The sequence below is a fragment of the Vibrio phycocola genome, from assembly GCF_053850235.1.
This window is the reverse complement of record NZ_JBSQDJ010000008.1, coordinates 92,660-114,696: the sequence shown is the minus strand read 5'-3', so window position 1 is coordinate 114,696 and position 22,037 is coordinate 92,660. Positions and strand designations below refer to the sequence as shown.

The 22,037-nt window shown below is 41.8% G+C and carries 17 protein-coding genes; 7 read left to right on the top strand and 10 right to left on the bottom strand.

Annotated elements, in window-relative coordinates:
• Positions 1-12: 12 nt before the first annotated feature.
• The 6 genes from ACWU4D_RS12995 to dgcN all read right to left on the bottom strand — a co-directional run bounded on the left by ACWU4D_RS12995 (position 13) and on the right by dgcN (position 8,931).
• Complete coding sequence (locus ACWU4D_RS12995) at positions 13-1,455, bottom strand: efflux transporter outer membrane subunit (RefSeq protein WP_456051866.1); 1,443 nt, start codon at positions 1,453-1,455, stop codon at positions 13-15.
• Complete coding sequence (locus ACWU4D_RS12990; protein ID WP_456051865.1) at positions 1,445-4,597, bottom strand: efflux RND transporter permease subunit; 3,153 nt, start codon at positions 4,595-4,597, stop codon at positions 1,445-1,447. Before ACWU4D_RS12990 ends, ACWU4D_RS12995 begins: the two co-directional genes overlap by 11 nt.
• An 11-nt stretch (positions 4,598-4,608) precedes the next feature.
• Positions 4,609-5,754 (bottom strand): efflux RND transporter periplasmic adaptor subunit, encoded by a 1,146-nt coding sequence (locus ACWU4D_RS12985; protein ID WP_456051864.1) that lies wholly within the window; start codon positions 5,752-5,754, stop codon positions 4,609-4,611.
• 329 nt (positions 5,755-6,083) lie between these two features.
• Positions 6,084-6,941: a D-amino-acid transaminase gene (locus tag ACWU4D_RS12980; protein WP_456051863.1), complete on the bottom strand. Its 858-nt coding sequence runs from the start codon at positions 6,939-6,941 to the stop codon at positions 6,084-6,086.
• A gap of 11 nt (positions 6,942-6,952) precedes the next feature.
• Positions 6,953-7,927, bottom strand: a complete 975-nt coding sequence (dgcA, locus tag ACWU4D_RS12975; RefSeq protein WP_456051862.1) for an N-acetyl-D-Glu racemase DgcA — start codon at positions 7,925-7,927, stop codon at positions 6,953-6,955.
• Positions 7,927-8,931, bottom strand: a complete 1,005-nt coding sequence (gene dgcN / locus ACWU4D_RS12970; protein ID WP_456051861.1) for an N-acetyltransferase DgcN — start codon at positions 8,929-8,931, stop codon at positions 7,927-7,929. Before dgcN ends, dgcA begins: the two co-directional genes overlap by 1 nt.
• A gap of 840 nt (positions 8,932-9,771) precedes the next feature.
• Here dgcN and alr point away from each other — a divergent pair.
• Positions 9,772-10,845 carry an alanine racemase gene (alr, locus tag ACWU4D_RS12965; protein ID WP_456051860.1) on the top strand — a complete coding sequence of 358 codons (1,074 nt, stop codon included), beginning with the start codon at positions 9,772-9,774 and terminating at the stop codon, positions 10,843-10,845.
• 33 nt (positions 10,846-10,878) lie between these two features.
• Here alr and ACWU4D_RS12960 read toward each other — a convergent pair whose 3' ends face one another.
• The gene (locus ACWU4D_RS12960) at positions 10,879-12,219 is read right to left on the bottom strand and encodes an aminotransferase-like domain-containing protein (protein ID WP_456051859.1); all 1,341 of its coding nucleotides are present in this window, start codon (positions 12,217-12,219) and stop codon (positions 10,879-10,881) included.
• A gap of 217 nt (positions 12,220-12,436) precedes the next feature.
• Between ACWU4D_RS12960 and ACWU4D_RS12955 the strand changes: the two genes are divergently transcribed.
• A complete protein-coding gene (locus ACWU4D_RS12955; RefSeq protein WP_456051858.1) occupies positions 12,437-13,561 on the top strand; it encodes a M14 family metallopeptidase in 1,125 nt (374 codons plus the stop codon).
• A 211-nt stretch (positions 13,562-13,772) separates the two neighbouring features.
• Here ACWU4D_RS12955 and ACWU4D_RS12950 read toward each other — a convergent pair whose 3' ends face one another.
• Positions 13,773-14,678 (bottom strand): LysR substrate-binding domain-containing protein, encoded by a 906-nt coding sequence (locus ACWU4D_RS12950; protein WP_456051857.1) that lies wholly within the window; start codon positions 14,676-14,678, stop codon positions 13,773-13,775.
• A 243-nt stretch (positions 14,679-14,921) separates the two neighbouring features.
• Here ACWU4D_RS12950 and focA point away from each other — a divergent pair, with 243 nt between their 5' ends.
• The 5 genes from focA to ACWU4D_RS12925 all read left to right on the top strand — a co-directional run bounded on the left by focA (position 14,922) and on the right by ACWU4D_RS12925 (position 20,035).
• Entirely contained in the window at positions 14,922-16,367 is a 1,446-nt protein-coding gene (focA, locus tag ACWU4D_RS12945; RefSeq protein WP_456051856.1) for a formate transporter FocA, read from the top strand.
• A 214-nt stretch (positions 16,368-16,581) separates the two neighbouring features.
• A complete protein-coding gene (locus ACWU4D_RS12940; protein ID WP_456051974.1) occupies positions 16,582-16,911 on the top strand; it encodes a DUF2750 domain-containing protein in 330 nt (109 codons plus the stop codon).
• A 234-nt stretch (positions 16,912-17,145) separates the two neighbouring features.
• Complete coding sequence (gene ahpC / locus ACWU4D_RS12935) at positions 17,146-17,703, top strand: alkyl hydroperoxide reductase subunit C (RefSeq protein ID WP_456051855.1); 558 nt, start codon at positions 17,146-17,148, stop codon at positions 17,701-17,703.
• Between the two features lie 152 nt (positions 17,704-17,855).
• Positions 17,856-19,424: an alkyl hydroperoxide reductase subunit F gene (gene ahpF / locus ACWU4D_RS12930; protein ID WP_456051854.1), complete on the top strand. Its 1,569-nt coding sequence runs from the start codon at positions 17,856-17,858 to the stop codon at positions 19,422-19,424.
• A 176-nt stretch (positions 19,425-19,600) separates the two neighbouring features.
• On the top strand, positions 19,601-20,035 hold the full coding sequence (locus tag ACWU4D_RS12925) for a DUF1456 family protein (protein WP_456051853.1): 435 nt from the start codon (positions 19,601-19,603) through the stop codon (positions 20,033-20,035).
• A gap of 94 nt (positions 20,036-20,129) precedes the next feature.
• Here ACWU4D_RS12925 and pyrF read toward each other — a convergent pair whose 3' ends face one another.
• Both pyrF and lapB read right to left on the bottom strand, forming a co-directional pair.
• Complete coding sequence (gene pyrF, locus ACWU4D_RS12920) at positions 20,130-20,828, bottom strand: orotidine-5'-phosphate decarboxylase (RefSeq protein WP_456051852.1); 699 nt, start codon at positions 20,826-20,828, stop codon at positions 20,130-20,132.
• Between the two features lie 37 nt (positions 20,829-20,865).
• Positions 20,866-22,032 carry a lipopolysaccharide assembly protein LapB gene (gene lapB / locus ACWU4D_RS12915; RefSeq protein ID WP_456051851.1) on the bottom strand — a complete coding sequence of 389 codons (1,167 nt, stop codon included), beginning with the start codon at positions 22,030-22,032 and terminating at the stop codon, positions 20,866-20,868.
• Positions 22,033-22,037: the final 5 nt, after the last annotated feature.

Below are 22,037 nucleotides of genomic sequence, written 5' to 3'. Positions count from 1 at the left end.
CAACCATTAGTCTTAATCAGCTTCAGTAATCGACTCTGAGACTAACTTCGGATTCACAGAATCAATATCGGCGGCTTGCCAACCACCCCCCATCGCTTTGTACAAACTAACCCGACTTGTTAACAAGTTTAAGTGTGCTGACAACTCACTTTCTCTTGCACTGAATAATGAACGTTGTGCATCGAGTAAGTCAATATAGCTGTCATTACCTTTTTCGTAACGCATCTTAGCTAATTCGTAATAGTCCATGTTTGCTTCTAAGTTCTTCTGCTGTGATTTCCACTGCGACAAGTAATAGTGCTGCCCAAGTACTGCATCTGAAACTTCTTTAAATGCCGTTTCAATCGTTTCCTGATAAGCGACCACACTCACCTGCTTCGCTATTTTAGCCGAATCAAGTGTTGCTTCGTTACTGCCCCAATTAAAAATTGGCAATGAAAGTGATGGTGCAAAAGTCCAGTAACCAGAATTACTTGAAAATAAGTTATCTAGAGAACTGCTCGCCGAACCAGCACTGGCAGTTAAGCTAATACTTGGGAAAAACGCCGCTCGTGCAACGCCAATATTTGCATTATCCGCTTTAAGTTGATGCTCCGCTGCCATAATATCAGGACGAGAAAGCAACAGTTCCGATGGTGCTCCCTCTTTTAAAGCAAACAACATTTTGCCATCATTCCTTGGTAGCCGCTTAGTCTCAGGCATTAAGATTGGAACACCAACTAATTGGCGTAAGGTATTGAAATCAGTTGCAACTGCAAGCTGATACCCTGATACAGTTGCTTGTGCACCGTATACGGCTGTCTTTGATTGGGCTAATGTTAACGCATCACTATAACCAGCATCAAAACGCGTTTGTACCAATTTCAACGTCTCTTGATAAGTCGCTACTGTTTCTTGACTAATGGCAAGTAGCTCTTGGTTAGTGAGTAAAGAAACATAGTTCGACGCTATCTCGGCAACCAATGATATCACTGCACTACGACGGCTATCTTCAGCAGACAAATAGGTTTCTAACGCCTGATTCGAATTGCTTTTCACCTTTCCAAACAGATCCAACTCATAGCTCGTTACACCCAAGGTCGCGAGGTAACTTGAACTGTAGCTATCACCGTTGCCTGTAACTGCATCTTGAGTAAACGTGCGACTTTGCGATGCACCTGCATTAATAGCCGGATACCGTTCTGCGTCTGTAATACGGTATTGAGCTCGCATTGAAGCAACATTTAACACGGTTTGACGTAAGTCTTTATTATTTACAAGCGCCAGCTCAACAAACTCCTGCAATGTTTCATCCGCCATAAATTGACGCCACTCAGGAAGAACCTCTTGATTCGAGACTTGCTCAACACCGACCCACCCGTCGGTTTCAGGAACTGCAGGTGTTTGATATTCTGGAGTTAAACTACATCCACCAAGTAGAGCTGCAATGACGATAGGTAAGATCTTATTCTGCATTAACTGTCTCCTCAGATGTCGCGTTAGCTTTGAGTGCATTAGGTTTTGCTTTAAACAATTTCATCACCAAAACAAAAAATACAGGAACAAAGAAAATTGAGAGAACCGTTGCGGAGAACATTCCTCCAACAACGCCCCAACCAATTGCATTTCGGCTAGCCGCGCCTGCTCCAGATGAAAGCGCCAATGGCAACACACCTAGGATAAAGGCAAATGACGTCATCATAATTGGACGTAAACGCATACGACACGCCATAACTGTTGCTTGAATTAACTCCATGCCTTCATCAAATTGAGCCTTAGCAAATTCTACAATCAAAATTGCATTCTTTGCCGACAAACCAATCGTTGTCAAAAGACCGACTTGGAAATAAATGTCATTTGATAATCCATTAAGAGTTGTCGCAACAATCGCGCCAAAAATCCCCAAAGGTACCGTCAAAATAACCGAGAATGGTACAATCCAACTCTCGTACAGCGCTGCCAAACTCAGAAATACGATAAGTAATGAGAGCCCGTAAAGCAAAGTTGTCTGCGATGAAGTCTGACGTTCCTGGTAAGAAATGCCGCTCCATTCCAAGCCAAAGCCTGAAGGAAGTTTCGCCACAATCGCTTCCATCGCGTCCATCGCGTCACCAGAACTCTTTCCTGGTGCGGCTGAGCCTTGAATGTTCATCGCGGAAAAACCATTGAAGCGTGTCAAGCTAGGTGAACCATAACTCCAATATCCTTGAGCAAATGAATCAAACGGAACCATATCACCTGAATCGTTACGAACATGCCATAAGTTCAGGTCTTCCGGGTTCATTCGATACGGAGCATCACCCTGCACATATACCTTTTTAATTCGACCGTTATCATTAAAGTCGTTGACGTAGGAAGAACCCCAAGCAGTAGATAGTAAGCTGTTAATATCACTAACCGCTACGCCCATTGCCATTGCTTTTTCATGGTCAATTTGAATTTTAAATTGCGGAGAGTCCTCTAGGCCATTAGGTCGGACATTGGCCAGAGAAGAGTCCTGAGCCGCCATTCCAAGTACTTGGTTACGAGCGGCAACAAGAGCCTCATGACCATGACTTCCTTGGTCAACAAGATAAGCGTCAAATCCGCTGGCATTACCTAAGCCTTGAATTGGTGGCAAGTTGAACGTAAAGATTTGTGCGTCTTTAATTTGTCCTAATCCTGGCCACGCTCGACCCACTACGGCATCAACTGATTGGAAAGGTGCGGGGCGTTCACTCCAGTCCTTAAATTTGACAAACGCCATCCCCATATTTTGACCACTACCACTGAAACTAAAGCCAGCAACACTAAACACTGATTCAATGTTGTCTTTCTCATTAGTTTGGTAATAATCTAAAACTTGGTCGAGAACCGCAAGTGTTCGTTCTTGCGTTGCACCCGTTGGCAATTGAACCATCGTCATCATTACGCCTTGGTCTTCATTTGGTACAAATGAAGATGGAAGACGTTGCCATAATACGACTAACCCGCCAACAATAAGTCCATAAACAATAAAATAACGAAATGTTTTACTAACCGTATTTCCAACGACATTTTGGTATTTATCGGTACCGCGATTGAACGCGTTGTTAAACCAAGCTAATGGCCCACGAGTCGGAGTATGTGAACCTTCGTTTAATGGTTTTAAAAATGCAGCACACATCGCAGGAGTTAACACCATCGCGACGATAACTGATAGCACCATTGACGACACAATCGTGACCGAAAACTGACGATAAATCGAACCTGCTGAGCCACCAAAAAATGCCATTGGTACAAATACCGCACTCAACACCAAAGCGATCCCGATCAAGGCGCCTGTAATTTGTCCCATTGAGCGACGAGTTGCTTCTCTAGGTCCTAGCCCATCCTCAGCCATTACCCGCTCTACGTTTTCAACAACAACAATAGCATCATCTACCAACAACCCGATTGCAAGAACAAGACCAAACATCGTCAGTGTGTTGATTGAGTAACCAAATATAGACATGATGCCAAATGTGCCCAATAGCACAACGGGTACTGCAATCGTTGGAATTAACGTTGCGCGGATATTTTGAAGGAACAAATACATAACACAGAAAACGAGTACAATCGCTTCAATCAGTGTTTGAACAACTTCTTCAATTGAAATTTGAACAAATGGCGTTGTATCGTATGGATAAACAACCTCTACAGAATCTGGGAAATAATCATCAAGAGCGTCTAATTTAGCTCTTACCACTTCAGCAGTATCAAGTGCATTCGCGCCTGTGGCCAATGAAATCGCAAGCCCGGTTGAATACTGACCATTGTATTGCGCTACTGAGCCGTAGCTTTCACTACCAATCTCTACACGAGCAACGTCTTTAATGCGAATTTGTGAACCATCCGTATTCACTTTAAGAAGAATTTTTTCAAATTCTTCCGCTGTTGTTAAACGACTTTGAGCTGTGATCGTATAGTTAATTTGTTGACCAGTTACGATTGGTGTACCACCTATCTCACCTGACGACACTTGGCTATTTTGATTGGTAATTGCTGTCGTTACATCAGAAGGGGTGAGGTTAAACTTGTACAGTTTATTGGGATCTAACCAAATGCGCATAGCATGTTGTGCCCCAAATACCGTAACCGAACCTACACCTTGAAGGCGACTTACCTGATCCTTAATATTGGACACCACATAATCGGCGAGCTCATTGTTATTAATTGAGTTATCGGTCGATACAAATCCAGCAACTAACAAGAAACTGCTATTCGACTTACTAATTGTCACACCAGTATTCACCACTGAATCAGGTAAGTTACTGGAAATAGCATTGTATTTATTTTGTACTTGAACCTGAGCAATATCAGGATCAGTGCCGGTAGCAAAACTTAATGTTACCGAAAAGCTCCCTGAAGAATCACTGCTCGATGACATATACAATAAGTTATCGATACCATTCAAATTCTGCTCTATAACCTGAGTGACACTTTCTTCAATGGTTTGTGCTGAAGCACCAGTATAACTCCCCGCTATTTTTATCGACGGAGGAGATATTGACGGATATTGTTCGATTGGAAGGGTTTCAATTGCGAGCACCCCTCCCAACATGATGATGATTGCAATCACCCATGCAAAAATAGGGCGATCAATAAAAAAACGTGACATAAACTCGCTCCCTACTCGTTCGTTGTGACGGTAGGTTCAACAGAAGAGCCTACTTGTATTTTTTGCAAACCACTCACAACAACGGTATCACCATCTTGTAGACCTGAATTTACTAACCAGTCAGAGCCGACTATACGATCAACGACCACTGAGCGACTTTCAATCGTATTTTCTTGATTCACCACCATTACATAAGCATTACCTTGAGAATCACGACTTAAAGCTTTTTGAGGAACTAAAATAGCACCTTCACGTTTTTCAATCGGGAGGTCAGCTCGTACATACAGTCCAGGTAAATAAAGATGATTTGGGTTAGGCAGCAACGCTCTTAGGCCAACAGTCCCAGTAGATTCATCGACCGTCACATCAGCAAACTGTAAGCTCGCTTTTTCTTCTATTTCTGTGCCATCATCAAGAGTAACTTTAATGCCACTGAACTCTTGATCTGTTCCTTTCGAGCTCATGCGAATTTTCATTACTTCGCTACTCGACTGAGCAAGATCGACAAACAAAGGATCTAACTGTTGGATCGTTGCAAGGTAGCTGGTTTGATTGGCAGTAACTAGCGCTCCTTCGGTCACAGTAGATTTTCCGATTCGACCAGAGATTGGTGCCTTGATTTTAGTGTAAGCCAAATTAATTTTTGCCGATGATACCGCCGCTTGTGCCGCCATCACATTCGCTTCAGCTGCACGATATGTTGCTCGTGCATCTTCATAATCTTGAGTACTAATTGCGCGACTTTTTACCAATTCAGCATAACGCTCTTCTTGTAACTTAGAGCTCTCTAATGTCGCTTGGGCTGAGGCTAAACTCGCCTTAGCGCTATCTAGCTCAACTTGATACGTTGCTGGGTCGATTTTGTATAAAACCTCTCCACTTTTAACCAAACTACCTTCGGTAAATAAACGTTCGATAATTAAACCATCAACCTGAGGGCGAACTTCCGCCGTGCGATAAGCACTGGTGCGACCTGGCAGCTTAGTGGTAATCTCTACTGATTCCGGTTTGAGTTGAACCACGTCTACAGCTGTCGCTCTTGGTGCTCCTCCACCGGGCATACCTTCTGGCCCTTCTGCGTTTGCATAACCTGTTAAAGCAACCATTAAACCTAATGCCAAGACCGATTTACGGGGCAAAGGGAAGGATTTAGACATTTGAATCTCTCCTAAAAAGTTTGGCTATACCGTTCTACAACCAATATAAAAAAGTGGGGTGAGAAAAAGCAATTGGACTATTCTATTTTCTAAATAGCCTTAAATAATACAACATACCTTCAGCGTCGCATTTTAGATAGCTTATGGTTAAAGATTGGTTAAAATCATAAAAAATCAATAAAAAAAGTCACACCAATGCGCGCTACGACTTGAGCGATATGCGATCAGACACCGAATAGTATTATTACTATACTCTATTTTAGTTAATAAAAAACCCAACACTAAGGTTGGGTTTTTTTAATAAGAGGTAGACAATTAATATCTAAACACTATTCAGCAAGTTCCCTTGCGGTTTTGATATATATCTCTCGCAGTTTCATTGCAATATCACCCGGCTGTCCTGTTCCTATTGTATTTCCATCAATAGAGACGACAGGCCAAACAAATGTCGTTGCAGAACTTACAAATGCTTCTTTCGCAGCATACGCTTCTTCAATAGTAAAAAAACGTTCTTCAATATCCAATTTCATTTCGACGGCGAGCTTCATTAATGAAGCACGAGTAATACCATGCAAAATGTCATTACTAAGTGGACGTGTAACTAACTTATCATCTTGAGTCACGATGTAGGCATTACTAGAACCACCTTCAGTCACAAAACCATCTTCGATCATCCATACATCATCCGCGCCAGCTTCATGGGCAGCATGCTTTGCTAAACATGCAGGCAATAAGCTAGTCGTTTTAATATCACGACGACGCCAGCGAATATCAGCTGTAGAAATAACCTTAATACCCTTCGTTGCAATTGGGCTAGTTACCAAATTACGTGACTGAGTAAATAAAACCAAAGTCGGCTTAATATCTTCACTGTATGTAAAGTCACGATCGCTTTCTGTACCACGAGTCAATTGAAGGTAAATACCTCCTTCATTGAGTTCATTTTTCGCAATCAGGTCACGCTGAATCTGAGTTAAGTCATCTGCACTAAGATCGAACTTAATACCAAGTTCTTTGGCCGAACGTGCTAAACGCGCATAGTGACCAGGGTTATCAATTAGCTTACCCTCAAGTACGGCAGTAACTTCATAAACGGCATCTGCAAATAGAAAACCTCGGTCAAATATTGATATTTTCGCGTCAGTTTCTTTTACATATTCACCATTTAGATAAACAATACGTTCCATTTTTAATTCTCCTAGCCCCACAGCTTCGTGCTGAAAGGCAACATAGCATTTTGCTCAAATTCAAAACCATTGTCGATGTCTTTAGCAAGCAATAATGGACCATCAAGATCTACGACATCAACATTTTGTGCGACGACAAATGCCGGCGCCATGCTGAGTGAAGACGACAACATACAGCCAACCATTACTTTCAATCCAGCGTCTTCCGCTTCCGCTTTAAGTGCTAATGCTTCTGTTAGACCACCTGTCTTATCGGTCTTAATGTTGATCATATCGTAACGACCAATAACATGAGGCAAGCTTGAGCGATCGTGACAAGATTCATCGGCACAAATAGGAATTGGACGTTCAAGATGAGCAAGAGCTTCATCTGCATCTGCATGGAATGGTTGCTCAATCATCGCTACCCCTAGCTTTTCGAGCTCGGGAATCAACGCTTTGTATATTTCAGGAGTCCAAGCTTCATTTGCATCGAGTACAATCGTTGCGTTAGGTGCTCCGCGACGAACGGCTTTAACTCGCTCTAAATCTTCTGGGCCACCTAACTTTAATTTCAAAAGAGGACGATGCGCATTTTCTATCGCTGCTTGTTCCATTTTTTCTGGTTTATCCAGTGACAGTGTATAAGCCGTCGTTAATTCACCCGGCTCTGTCTCTGTTGTTTCCCATATGGATTTTTTTGCGAGCTTGCACTCTAAATCCCACATTGCGCAATCAATAGCATTGCGAGCGGCTCCAGAAGGAAGCAATGGCTGCAATTGTTCTCTGTTGATACCAGTTTTAATCTCAGGCAGAACCCATTCTATTTGCTTTAATACGTTGTCTATTGACTCACCATATCGAGCATAGGGAACACATTCACCTCGACCAACAGCGCCATTGTGTTCAATCTCCACGATGATGGTTTCCACTGCAGTTTTACTCCCTCGAGAGATAGTAAAACTGCCACGGATTGGCCAACTTTTTGTGTAAAGATTAACGTTCATTACAGCTCCGCAATTTTATCTACAATACGAGCGATACCTTGACGGAATGGGTCAACAACTGGCAAACCAAGCTCAGCTTCAACTTTACTCATGTATTCAAGTGCTTCTTTTTCTTCTAGCCCAGACGTATTAACCGACACACCAACAAATTGAACATTTGGATTGGTTAAACTTGCCGTAGCAATGTTAGCGTCCATACACTTTTGCATATCTGGTAATGCGTAATCAGGAAGACCACGCATATGAGTGCGAGTTGGTTCATGACATAAAACTAATGCATCTGGCTGAGAACCATGAATCAAACCTGTTGTTACACCGGCATATGAAGCATGGAACAATGAACCTTGTCCTTCAACGATGTCCCAGTGATCAGCTTCGGCTGCTGGTGTAATCGCTTCAATTGCACCAGCGATAAAATCAGCAACAACACAGTCAGCACTTACGCCTTCGCCAGTAATTAAGATACCGGTTTGACCCGTTGCACGGAAATCAGCATTAATACCACGCTCTTTAAGGCCTTTTTCGATTGCTAAAGATGTGTACATTTTACCAACTGAACAATCGGTACCGACAGTCAGTAGGCGCTTACCAGTACGTTTCTTACCGTTCGCGACTGGATAATCTTCTGTTGGATAACGAACATCAAAAAGCTGAGTACCTTTTGCTTCTGCTGCAGCAACAAGCTCAGGAATGTCAGCAAGTTTGTTATGCAAACCAGCCGCAATATCCATTCCTGCATCAATAGCTTTAAGAAGGACAGCAATCCATTCTTCAGAAATTAAACCACCTCGGTTAGCCACACCAATAACTAGGGTTTTAGCACCTGCTTCAATAGCTTGTTCGATGGTTAAGTCACTTAAACCAACATCGGCCTTACATTCTGGCAATCGAAATTGACCAATGCAAAACTCAGGACGCCATGTCTTAATACCTTGTGCTACTTTAGCAGCAAGGTTGTCAGGTGCATCGCCTAAAAATAATAGATATGGTTGTTTAAGTTCCATCTTGGTGTTCCTCTGCGCTATGACTAATTAATTTAGTAGTATTTAATGTTAACAATTCGCACAAGATACAGTGCAATATGCGTGACAACAAACATTTTATTTTACAAAAAATATGCATAAGTAGGTTAAATAACACCACTTAACCGACTTTTTAGTTCAAAAAACTGACTATTTATTCTGTTTCACTAGACATCTCAATTTCATTAAATTCTAATTTAATGAAATTTATCAGAATAATAGCTCAACCAAAAACCAAATCATCAGTTGATAATGTTAAACCTATCAGTTTATACGAGTTATCTAAACGTCCCTCACAACAAATAAAACAGCGTTTAATATCGATAACCCACCTTAATTTGATATTTTAATTTTTGTGATGAACCTCACAAAAACAAACCTAACAGACAATAGACAAGTTCGTTAGACCACACAGTTAGAATGCATAAATAGCTACAAACGCCCAATAAAGGTGCAAATATGGTCACTAATAGTGCATAAATCAGCAAATAGAACTAGAAAGTCAATTAATTATACATAAGTAAACATTGATGCTCCCAATAATACATCAACTTAAACATTAGATATAAAATCTACAAAATAAATAAATATCAAAATAATATAAAAAACTATATTTGATTTTTTAGAGTAAGCGATATTATGTAGTTAGTCTGGAGATATTAAGCAATATCTCTCCTTCGCAAAGTAGTTCGCGCTGGTCTACAAATTGCTTATCATGCGAGAATTTTAACGATATCATTCCTCCAATAGAACACGGCCCGTTAGCCTGCTCCTCGTATTTATTCAGGCATATTTCAAATATTTAGATTATCAGGACACATTATGATTACTGCTGAAGCGGTTATTAACTTACAAGCACTTAGTGACAACTACGATTTACTAAAAAGTAAATCTAATAACAGATCTGTGGTGGCGGTGATTAAAGGTGATGCATATGGTCATGATGCGGTCAAGACGGCAAAAGCCCTACCGCAAGCCGATATGTTTGCAGTATCTCGTATAGAAGAAGCTATCGAATTACGTAACAGTGGTATTACTCAATCAATTCTATTACTTGAAGGATGTTTCTGCGTAGAAGATTTAGAACTTGCCGCTCAACTTGAATTTCACACAACCATTCACTGTAGTGAGCAACTTACCCACTTACAAACGGCCATCATCGAACAGCCAATTACAGTATGGTTGAAGTTAGATACTGGCATGCATCGCCTCGGTGTTAAGCCTTGTGAATTGCCTGATTATGTCAACAGAATCGAAGCAACAGGTAAACTAGATGGTCCTGTTGGATTTATAAGTCACTTCTCTTGCGCCGATGATTTAAAGTCAGACACAACCGCGAACCAAATAGCACAATTTTTAGACCAAACATCCCATTATCCTGGCCCTAAAACGATCGCAAATTCTGCTGGTATATTGTATTGGCCTGATGCCCAATTGGATTACATGCGTGGTGGTATTGCACTATATGGTATCTGTCCAAACCAAGATGAAATTGGTTCGGATCATGGCCTAAAGCCCGTCATGACACTGCAATCAAAACTAATAGCTATTCGACAACACAACGCTGATCAACCTGTAGGGTATGGAGAAAATTGGGTCTCTTCACGCGATACATACATTGGCGTTATCGCCATGGGATATGGAGATGGCTATCCGCGCGTCCTACCAAACGAAACTCCGGTATATGTTAATGGTCGCCTTGTTCCGATCGTAGGGAATGTATCAATGGATATGATTACCGTTGACCTAGGGCATGATATGCAAGATAAAGTTGGAGACTCCGTTGAGTTTTGGGGTGACAACTTACCTATAGAGCACATCGCAAATCATATTGGCACGATTAGTTATGAGCTCATGATTAAGTTGACTAAGCGAGTGTCCAAACGATTTATTTAGAATACTTTGCTCGTTTTAGTATAAGCGTAAATTTTATAGTAGAAACTTACGCTCATCCGTTTGTTGTTCAAGCAGGACCGATAATTTGACTAAGCCTTGTTCAAACTTTTCGTCCTCATCGATTGCCATGAGCGACAAACGGATGTGATGACTGGCAAAGTTAGGGCTATCAAAGTAACGTCCACTACTAACTATGATACCTACATTCCTCGCCTGTGTAACAAACTCTTCTACTTCAACTCGCGAATCAATCGGTAACCAAATGTGGTATCCATCGCCAAACATTTCCATTTTCAATATCTTTGATGCGACTTCTTGACGCTGTTTCGCTATCCTTTTCTGATTTCTTATAAGTTTGACTATTTCGTTACTGGATATCGCTTGTGCAGCAACTTCATGCATCAACGGTGAACTTAGCCAAATTGTCGCACGAACTTTTGCCTCAAATCTTGCCACCAATTCTTGAGGAGCATACAACAACCCACTGCGCAATGCGGGGCTGAGTAGCTTCGACATACTAGAAATATAGATGCTTCTATCTGGAATGTAGCTCGAAATAGCAGGTATAGTGACAGAGTTTAAGAAAGCATAAATATCATCTTCAACTAACCATAAATGATTTTGCTCGATAACTTCTGCAACCTCTTTTCGCCGCGAAGTTGGCATGGTAATTCCAGTTGGATTTTGATACGAAGGTACGACTATCACCAACTTTGGCTCGTGACGATCAATCACATATTGCAAATGATCTGGGCACATGCCACTTGGATCCATTTCTACACCATATACTTGTCGACCTAATTGTTCGCAAATAGCGAAAATTCCCGGGTAACTTTGTTGTTCAACCAATACGGTATCACCAGGTTCAGATAGCATCTCGATGGCGAGAGCTAAACCATGCTGAGCGCCATTGGTCAAAACTATCTGTTTAGAATCGGCATGCAATAATCCCATTTGATTTAACCAATCTGAAAATATCGATTTGTGGCGCGGTAAACCTGAATGTTCGACGTACCCAACCAAGGTTTGAGAAATATTCTTTTGAAGATCACTAAAAAGACGGCTTAAGACCGATAGGTTAGCCTCAAGACAAGGTTGAAGAATGGAAAAATTATACTCTTGATACTCGCTTTTTGGAGTAATGATCTTTTCCAGAGGTGACTCACCTAATACAAAACTGCCTTTGCCGACATGCGAACTAATCCGTCCTTGTTGCGCTAAATAACGATAAGCTTTGGCGACTGTCACCGGGGTTGTATTGAGTTGCTTAGCAAGTACTCTATGTGGTGGCAGCTTGTCGCCAACCCGATAAAATGATTGGTCTATACGCTTAGCGATCAAGTTGGCAATTTGTCTATATTTAGTCACGCTCATTATTAATCACTCACCACATAAAGGTTCGCAAACAAGACTAAGAATGAATTGGTAACTTGTCAATTAACGAAACTCAGGGTTAAAAAGAGAAATGAGCAAACTTATCCTACTAAATGCTGATAATTAGGAAGGAATTTGGATATCAATTTACTAAATCTTCCCTATCATTATATTAATTGGTATTTTACCTATCATTTCCAAATATTATATGGCCAATATGAAGATATACAGTAATTTTGAATCAGGAAGCATTGAAGTAGTAGAAGCATTAAACCACCATGATATTCAATTGTCCCTGCGAGCTGATAATCAATCAGATATCGCTCAGTGGTTCCATTTTCGTCTCGAATCAACGCCATTATTAGAGCACTCTTTTCAGCTAATCAACCTCGAAAAATCAGCTTACCCTGAGGGGTGGGACGGTTACAACGTAGTTGTCTCGTATGATCGCGAGCATTGGTTTCGCATTCCTTCAAAGTTTGATGGCAACAGTTTACGTTTTAATTTTACGCCAGAACACAAATCGGTTTATTTCGCCTATTTTGCACCTTACAGTTACGACCGCCATCTCGATCTCATCCACCAAGCTCAATTGCATCCTAATTGCCTTTTAGACACGTTGGGGCAAACCATTGATGGCCGAGATATTAGCCTTTTGACCATTGGGGAACCAAATAATGATAAAAAGAAAATTTGGGTCACCGCACGCCAACATCCCGGTGAAACCATGGCAGAGTGGTTTGTTGAAGGTTTGCTTAGAAGGCTTCTTGATACCACCGACACTGTAGCACGATCATTACTCGACCAAGCAGTCTTCTATATCGTTCCAAACATGAATCCAGATGGAAGTGCTCGCGGACACCTTCGCACCAATGCCATTGGCGTTAATTTAAATCGAGAATGGCAAACTCCTTCTGTAGAGCAAAGCCCTGAAGTCTATTATGTACGCGAAGAAATGCTGAATGCTGGGGTTGATATGTTTCTAGATATTCACGGTGATGAAGCCATTCCATACAATTTTGTCGCAGGTTCTGAGGGTGTACCCAGTTACAACGATAAAATAGCCGATCTTGAATCATTATTTAAACAAGCACTGTTAACCATAACACCGGAGTTTCAGGTGGAAGAAGGCTATCCTGAAAACGAACCCGGTACTGCAAACCTGACCGTTGGTTCAAAATGGGTAGCTGAACAATTTAAATGCCTTTCGTACACGATTGAAATGCCTTTCAAAGACAACGACGCACACCCAGATAAGCTATACGGTTGGTCGCCAGAGCGGAGTGTGGCATTTGGGCAAGATGTTCTTGCGGCAATTCCAGCAGTTGTCGCCAAGCTTTAATGAGTCATATCAACGGCCAGAATTATTAAGATTAATAAGGCTCTACTGCAACGTAGAGCCTTATATTGAGCTGCGGATAAAATGGTTATCCGTAATTAAGACTATCGAGAAGTGAAAGATTCAACGACATGATATTATTTACAAAATCTCCCCATCATAAATTATCCTGATATCCAGCATCAAAGAAACATCACAGTAAAAATTCGCTTAATTATAATACCGTAGGACGCCCTTTCATCATTCGTTTCGCTTCTCGGCGAATACAATCTATCAGTGGATTTTCAATCATATCGGCACGCCAGATAAACGATAAAGTTCGTTCCATATAGAGATCTGGTACATTAAGCCCAGCAAGTTGACCTGATTTCAGAAACCGTTCGACATCTAGATAGGGTAAACAAGTTAAATATGGTCCGCTTTCGACCATAGCTCGCAGTACAGGCACATGTTCATATTCACGCCATAAATCAAGATTCGGGATAAGATGGTGAATGGCACTATTGAAGATGTTTCGGGTTCCTGAACCTGGCTCACGTAGGACCCACTTAGCTTCTTCTAACTGCGCTAAGCTTACTTTTTCTGCCTTAGCAAACGGATGATGAGAAGAAGAAACGATCACAAGGTGATCTCGACACCACACATCTTGAGTAATACGACTGTCGTCGCATCGCCCTTCTATAATTCCAAGATCGTATTGATAGTCCAATAAGCCATTTATGACCGCTTTTGTACTTTCAACTTTCAATTTGACACGCATTTCAGGGAAATCATTATCAAGAATACTGATAAGCTCTGGCACCAAATGTTCAGCCGGGGTTTGACTTGAGCACACGCGAATATTACCGCTAATCAAATGTTGATCATAAAACCCCATTTGAATTTTTTGTGCATCTTGGATTAGACGCTTTGCTTTCGGTCTTAACCACATTCCCCAATGAGTCAATGCCATCTGTTTACCTTGACGTTCAAATAAAGGACGCCCAAGCATTTTTTCTAACTGTGCTAGCGACATGCTTGTTGCCGATTGAGTCAGAGCAAGGTTTTCCGACGCTTTGCTGACACTTCCTGTATCGGCTATTGCATCAAATACCGCTAATTGTTTTAGAGAATACCGCACACCCACTCCCATAAAATATAACACCAAGAAACCTGCATAGATTCCTCTGCCCAACGGCAATAAAACGCCATTTTACGCATTAATTTTTCGATATCAAACGAATTGATATGAAAGTGAAGAAATATCAATTTTACCACTCATCATTTTAGGTTCAGGATTAATACGCAAACAAGGAAATGCCTTTGTTTGATATCCGAAATGACGTTAGGAGGTTAATCATGAACATCACTACAGGGAGCTACTATGTCCGTTGCACACTCTGACAATACTAATTTTTTCTCACCATATGAAATGATGGCGGAAGCGGAAAAATACGCGTTTGGAAAAACGAAAAAAACAAGCTCAATGATCCTAGGATTGGCGATTTTAGCTGGAGCCTTTATTGGGCTTGCGTTTATTTTCTATATCACCGTTACCACAGGGAGTGCTGGTGCTGGATGGGGTCTAAGCCGATTAGCCGGTGGACTTGCATTTAGTCTCGGGTTAATCCTTGTCGTGATTTGTGGTGGTGAACTCTTTACCAGCTCTGTACTTTCAAGTATTGCGTGGGCCAATAAACAGATTTCATTTTTCAATATGTTGAAACTCTGGAGTAAGGTTTACATTGGTAATCTAATTGGCGCACTACTGCTATTAGCCTTGGTTACAGCTGGAGGGTTGTATCAACTCGACGCTGGACAATGGGGCCTAAACGCTCTCAATATTGCTCAGCACAAGCTTCATCACACCACATTACAAGCGTTTTCGTTGGGCGTACTTTGTAACCTTTTAGTGTGCCTTGCGATATGGCTAACCTTCAGCTCAGCGAACGCTATGACCAAAGCCGCAATGACAATCCTCCCCGTAGCGATGTTTGTCTCCACCGGTTTTGAACACTGCGTTGCCAATATGTTTATGGTACCACTAGGTATCGTTATTCAGACTTTCGCTCCTGAAAGCTTCTGGCAACAGGTCGGCGTTAGTGCCAGTCACTATGCCGACTTAAATATCCACCACTTTATCTTCAACAATTTAATTCCAGTGACGTTAGGCAATATCGTCGGCGGCGCCGTATTAGTCGGTCTTGCTAACTGGAGTATTTACAGTCGCCCGCACCTAAAATCCACCGGATTAGCCACTATCACGACGACTGCTGAAATCACAAATATTAAGGAAATCACTATGTTTAGTTCAACTAGCGTTAAAGAAATTATGACAAACAACCCAGCAACCGTATCGGCCGATATGCCAGTGGCCTTAGCGGTAGACGTATTGCTCGATAATCAACTTACCGGAGCACCTGTTGTCAACGTAGAAGGACGTGTTGTCGGTTTCTTCTCTACTCACGATGTAATGGTTGAACTTTGGTGCCAAGATTACATACCGGCAGAAGATCAGAAAGTTGTCGACTTAATGTCTCGTGATGTTGTCGCGGTGGACATCAAAGAGCGACTCATTGATATTGCAGAATACTTATCTGTTGACAGAGAGCAACTGTATCCGACCACATCAGTAGGCATTGCCACGAGCTTCTCATCACTATCTGTCGAAGAACGTGCAAAAACAAGCAAACTAAACCGCCCTTATGTTATGCCGGTAATGGAAGATGGTCACTTAGTTGGAACCATCACTCGCCAGCAGGTATTCCAAGCGCTTCGCCCAATTTTTGGCGAACGATTAGTCGAATCTACCGCTCTTCAGTCTGCATAAAAAAACACCCCTCTTATCTTTATGGTAGGAGGGGGTTTTGTCGTGGCTTAGTTAACTCATTAGCCTTTAAGCTTCCTCTTCTCTATCAACTATCCACATTTAGTGTTTTCTGTTCAATCAATCGTTATACTGCTGGCTGATACTAAGATAAGGCTGAGCTATGTCTAACCCTGAAAATGATTTGGTGCATGTCGCCAAAGACCCCACTGAACGCATGAACCTCTTTTTTAAAAATATCGCAAACACATCGAAAATTTGGTTATTAATTGATGAACATGGCAGTGTACTTTTAAGTGCCGACGATGACGATTGTGTGCCAGTTTGGCCAAGCAAAGCCAGCGCCCAACAATGGGCTATCGATGATTGGGAAGGGTTTACACCTGAGCCGATTTCAATCGCAAAGTGGAAAAGTCGCTGGACCATGGGGTTAGAAGATGACGATTTGTCTATTATCGTTTTTCCAGATAACAATGGCGAGGGCATTGTTTTATTCCCAGAAGAGTTCGAATTTGAGTTAGTTAAACGGGAAACCAAGCGCCGCTAATAAATAACTTATACTCGTAACCTTTCCCAATCGTTACGAGTTATCGTTTTCTTTCATCTAGCTAACCCACTCCAACAACCTCCAACAACCTCCAACAACCTCCAACAAGATTAAAATAGGTATTCCCTATCAATGGTATAGATACAAGCAATTTTATTTTATCTGCTCTGAGTGCGAATATTAATCCCGTAGACGAGATAACTCGTAACCCATAACTCAGAAAGGATAGACATTATGATTAACACTCAAATCAAACCATTCAGCGCAACAGCATTCAAACAAGGCGAATTTGTTGAAGTTACAGAACAGGACGTATTAGGCAAATGGGCTATCTTCTTCTTCTACCCAGCGGACTTTACTTTCGTATGTCCGACTGAACTTGGTGACCTTGCTGATCATTATGCAGAGCTTCAAGAGCGTGGCGTAGAAGTTTACTCAGTATCAACTGACACCCATTTCACTCACAAAGCATGGCACGATACGTCTGACACTATCGGCAAAATCAACTACTACATGCTAGGTGACCAAACAGGCAACATCACGAACAATTTCGGCGTCATGCGTGAAGGTCAAGGTCTTGCAGACCGTGCAACGTTCCTAATCGACCCTGAAGGTGTTATCCAAGCAATGGAAATCACAGCTGAAGGTATTGGCCGTGAAGCAGAAGACCTAATGCGTAAAGTAAAAGCGGCTCAATATGTTGCAGCTCACCCGGGTGAAGTATGTCCTGCGAAATGGAAAGAAGGTGAAGAAACGCTTGCACCATCGCTAGACCTTGTTGGAAAAATCTAATTCCAGTTTATTGAAACATATTCAATAAACAGAGCATAGAAATCAATTTGAGAGCATTCCGGGTATACCGACGACCAACATATCTGGTTTGCTCTCCCTTTTTGTTATCTAGAGTGACCACTCTACGAAAGAATATATAGGTGTACTTCATTATGTTAGACCAAGCCATTAAACAACAATTACAACAATATCTAACTAATCTGAAACATGAAGTCAGATTAGTGGTCAGCCTAGATGATTCAAAAGCATCTAGTGATATTAACGAGCTTGCAAATGAAATCGCGGAGCTAAGCGACTTAGTTAGTGTTGTTCGTGATGATAATGCAAGTGATCGTAAACCTGTGATGACAATTTCTAACCCAGAAAAAGAGACTCAGCTACGTTTTGCTGGCCTACCTATGGGACATGAGTTTACATCATTAGTATTAGCGTTACTTCATTCTGGCGGACATCCAATCAAAGAAGAGCCAGAAACAATAGAGCAAATTGCCCAGCTAGGCAAAAAACTGGATGTCGAAATATACATTTCATTGTCTTGTCAAAACTGTCCAGATGTTGTGCAAGCATTTAACACTATGGCCGCGATTAACCCAGATGTTCGCGTGACCATGATCGATGGTGCATTGTTCCAAGATGAAGTAAAACAGCGCGAGATAATGGCGGTTCCAAGTGTATTTGTTAATGGTGAGCTGTTTGGCCAAGGGCGTATGTCACTCACCGAGATATTACATAAAGTCGATGACAGCGCAGCCGAAAAAGCAGCTGCTGCAATAAACGAAAAAGAGTCATTTGATGTACTCGTCGTCGGTGGTGGACCCGCTGGAAGTGCTGCTGCAGTTTATGCCGCTCGTAAAGGTATTCGCACTGGCGTGGTTGCAAAACGATTCGGTGGACAAGTTATGGACACCATGGCAATTGAAAACTTTGTTTCGGTTAAGCGCACAGAAGGACCAAAACTAGCCGCTGACATGACTGAACACCTAAAAGAATATGGTGTCGATATGGTTGGTGACCAGCAAGTAGCAAAAGTTATGGGTGCAGAACACACTAATGATGGCTTGATTCACGTCAGCCTAGAAAGCGGTGCTATTCTAAAAAGTAAAAGCGTCATTCTTACACCTGGTGCACGTTGGAGAGAGATGAACGTACCCGGAGAGCAGGAATATCGTAATAAAGGGGTTGCATACTGCCCACATTGTGATGGACCTCTGTTCAAAGGCAAGAAAACCGCGGTTATTGGTGGCGGGAATTCCGGTATCGAAGCAGCAATTGACTTAGCTGGAATTGTTGAACACGTAACGGTATTGGAATTTGCCGACACTCTACGAGCTGACCAAGTGTTAATTAACAAAGCAAACTCGTTGCCTAATGTCGACATTATTACTATGGCGCAAACGACAGAAGTTGTTGGTGATGGAAAGCGAGTGACTAGCTTGAAGTATAAAGATCGCAATACCGACGAAATCAAAGAAGTTGAACTATCAGGAATCTTTGTTCAAATCGGTCTTGTTCCAAATACAGAATGGCTCAAAGATTCAGAAGTTACACTATCACCACGTGGTGAAATTGAGGTCGGGTCACACGGTGATACAAGTTTAGCGGGTGTGTTTGCTGCCGGAGACGCAACAACCGTTCCTTACAAACAAATCATCATTGCAATGGGAGAAGGCGCAAAAGCAAGCCTAGGAGCATTTGACTACTTGATTCGTCAAGAGGGATAGTAACCACTAAAACAATTTCGAAGGGCTTCTAAAAAGGAGCCCCTTTTTATTTATTCCCCCATCACAAACACAATATTAAATCAATAAATAAAATAGGCCAGTAACTAGCATTGTGTTAAGGTGCGCCACTTTATTTCAATAGCATTTTCGCTAGAACAACCAAATTGGACCAACCTTTGATAAACAATGAAATCTTAAGACAAATCCAACAGACATTTGAACTCTCACCAACGGCAATAGTGGGTATCTTTAACGAAGCAGACCAATTAGTCTCTGTTGAACAAGTAGAATTATGGCTGGCGACAACTGAAGCAACATTACTTGATGTAGAATTGGCTCAATTTCTAAACGGATTTATTAACACCAAACGCGGTCGTCAAGATGGAAAGCAAGCAATTGCCGAAACCGCTCTTTCGAATAATATGGTATTAATGAAACTGCGTATTGCGGTAAATATGCAAACTGAACAAATGCTAAACGCTTTCGAAACCGTTGGTTGTGACATGACTAAATATGAACTTGGGGCATTATTTCGTAAACCCAGTAACAAACATTTCCGTGAATGTTCTGATACTATTCTTAGCGACTTTTTATTGGCATTGCGAAGCTAACCAGCGCTGAACTTTGGGGTTATCTTAATATATAAACTTAGACAACGAAATAAATCAGAAGAGAGTTCAATATGAACCCTCTAAACAATTTGCTCTATTTGGCAAGTGACTGATTTATTGAATCAAGAACCAAAGCCGGATTTTCAGCCTGTGTTATAGGGCGGCCAATAACTAAATAGTCTGAACCCGCTTCTATAGCTTGAGTTGGAGTCATAATGCGACGTTGGTCTCCCGCCACACTGCCCACAGGCCGAATTCCCGGCGTCACCAACTTAAACTCTTCCCCCAACTCTGATTTCAACAGCGCAGACTCCTGTGCAGAACATACAACACCATCTAACCCTGCATTTTTTGTCAACGTAGCCAAACGCATGACTTGTTGATCCGGTAACACATCGACGCCAACACCGGCTAAATCAGTTTGTTCCATACTGGTTAAAACTGTCACACCAATAAGCAATGGCCGTTGCGCCCCATACGGCTCAAGAATTTCTCGTGCTGCACTCATCATTCGCTCACCACCACTGGCATGCACATTGACCATCCACACGCCCAATTCAGCAGCAGCTCGAACCGCCTTAGAACACGTATTTGGGATATCGTGAAATTTTAAATCTAAAAATACAGAAAAACCACGCTGATGCAGTTGGCGAACAAAGTCAGGTCCAAATAGTGTAAACATTTCTTTGCCCACTTTTAGACGACAACTCGCTGGATCGATTTTATCAACAAAAGCGAGCGCATCTGCTTGCTGTTCATAGTCCAACGCGACGATTACTTTTGGATCGTTCATTACTGCTCCTAAACACACTTCTTATTTCAGATTAAAATTACTCGCCATCAAGCCCGCGAATTGGCTTTATTGCTCCCCACTCCTTGCAAGAAGGACATTGCCAATATAATCGATGGGGAGAAAACCCACATTTCTGACAGCGATAATGAGGCTTAACATTTAAATGTTCACCTACCATACCTTGAAGCGCTGAAAGACTATGCTTTGCGCGCCCTTCTTCAGCATCGGTAATATGGTATCCAATTAAATTGTAGAAACCTTTCATCGTCGGGTTCTTTTCAATTTGTTTTGTAAGCAAATCGATTGCTGCCGTACTTCCTTCATATCGCTCAATCAATGTTGCTAGCATGAGTTCGCTCGACGCTCCAGCATTTTTGTCCATACTGCGTCTTAAGAACTCGACAAGTGCTGCTTCGTTACCTAGCTGAGAATAGCATTCAGACAATATAGGTAGGACTTCTCCAACAAAATCGACATCTTGTTCTAAAACAGACTCAAGATGGGTAACCGCTTTGCCATATTCATTCTGCTCAACATACAGTTTTCCAAGTTCAATCGAGGCGCGAACACACTCTGGATATTCATTCAGCGCCTTCTTATAGAAGTTAACCACTTTACTCGACACGCCATTGAAACGCTCTTCTGCGGCTAACTCACAATAAAAATGAGCAATATCCGCTTTAATCCGATTTCGACCGAGTTTTACCAAACGATTGCCACATTCAATGGCTTTGTACCACTCTTTTGTTTGTTGGTATATCAAGGTTAGCTGCTTAAGAGCCATCGAGGTGTGGTCTGGTTCATCTACCAGTTGCTCAAATATTTTTTCCGCTCGATCAAGAAACCCGGTCACCATGTAGTCTTTCGCTAACTGCTGTAACGCAAGGTTTTTTTGATCAACAGTTAGACCGGAACGTGAGATTAGACTCTGGTGGATTCGAATTGCACGATCGACTTCTCCTCTAGTGCGGAATAAATTGCCTAGAGCTAAGTGAGTATCAATTGTGTCGTCAACTTGCAATAACTCGATAAAGTGATCAACCGCTTGGTCAGACTGATCAGAGAGGAGCATATTTAATCCCGTCACATATTGACGGGAAATCTGAAGGGACTGTTTTTGTTTGTCTTGTTGAGCACTTCTGTAACCCATATACCAACCGTAAACGGCGGCAATGGGTAACAACAAGAAGAGGATCTCTAACATTGTGA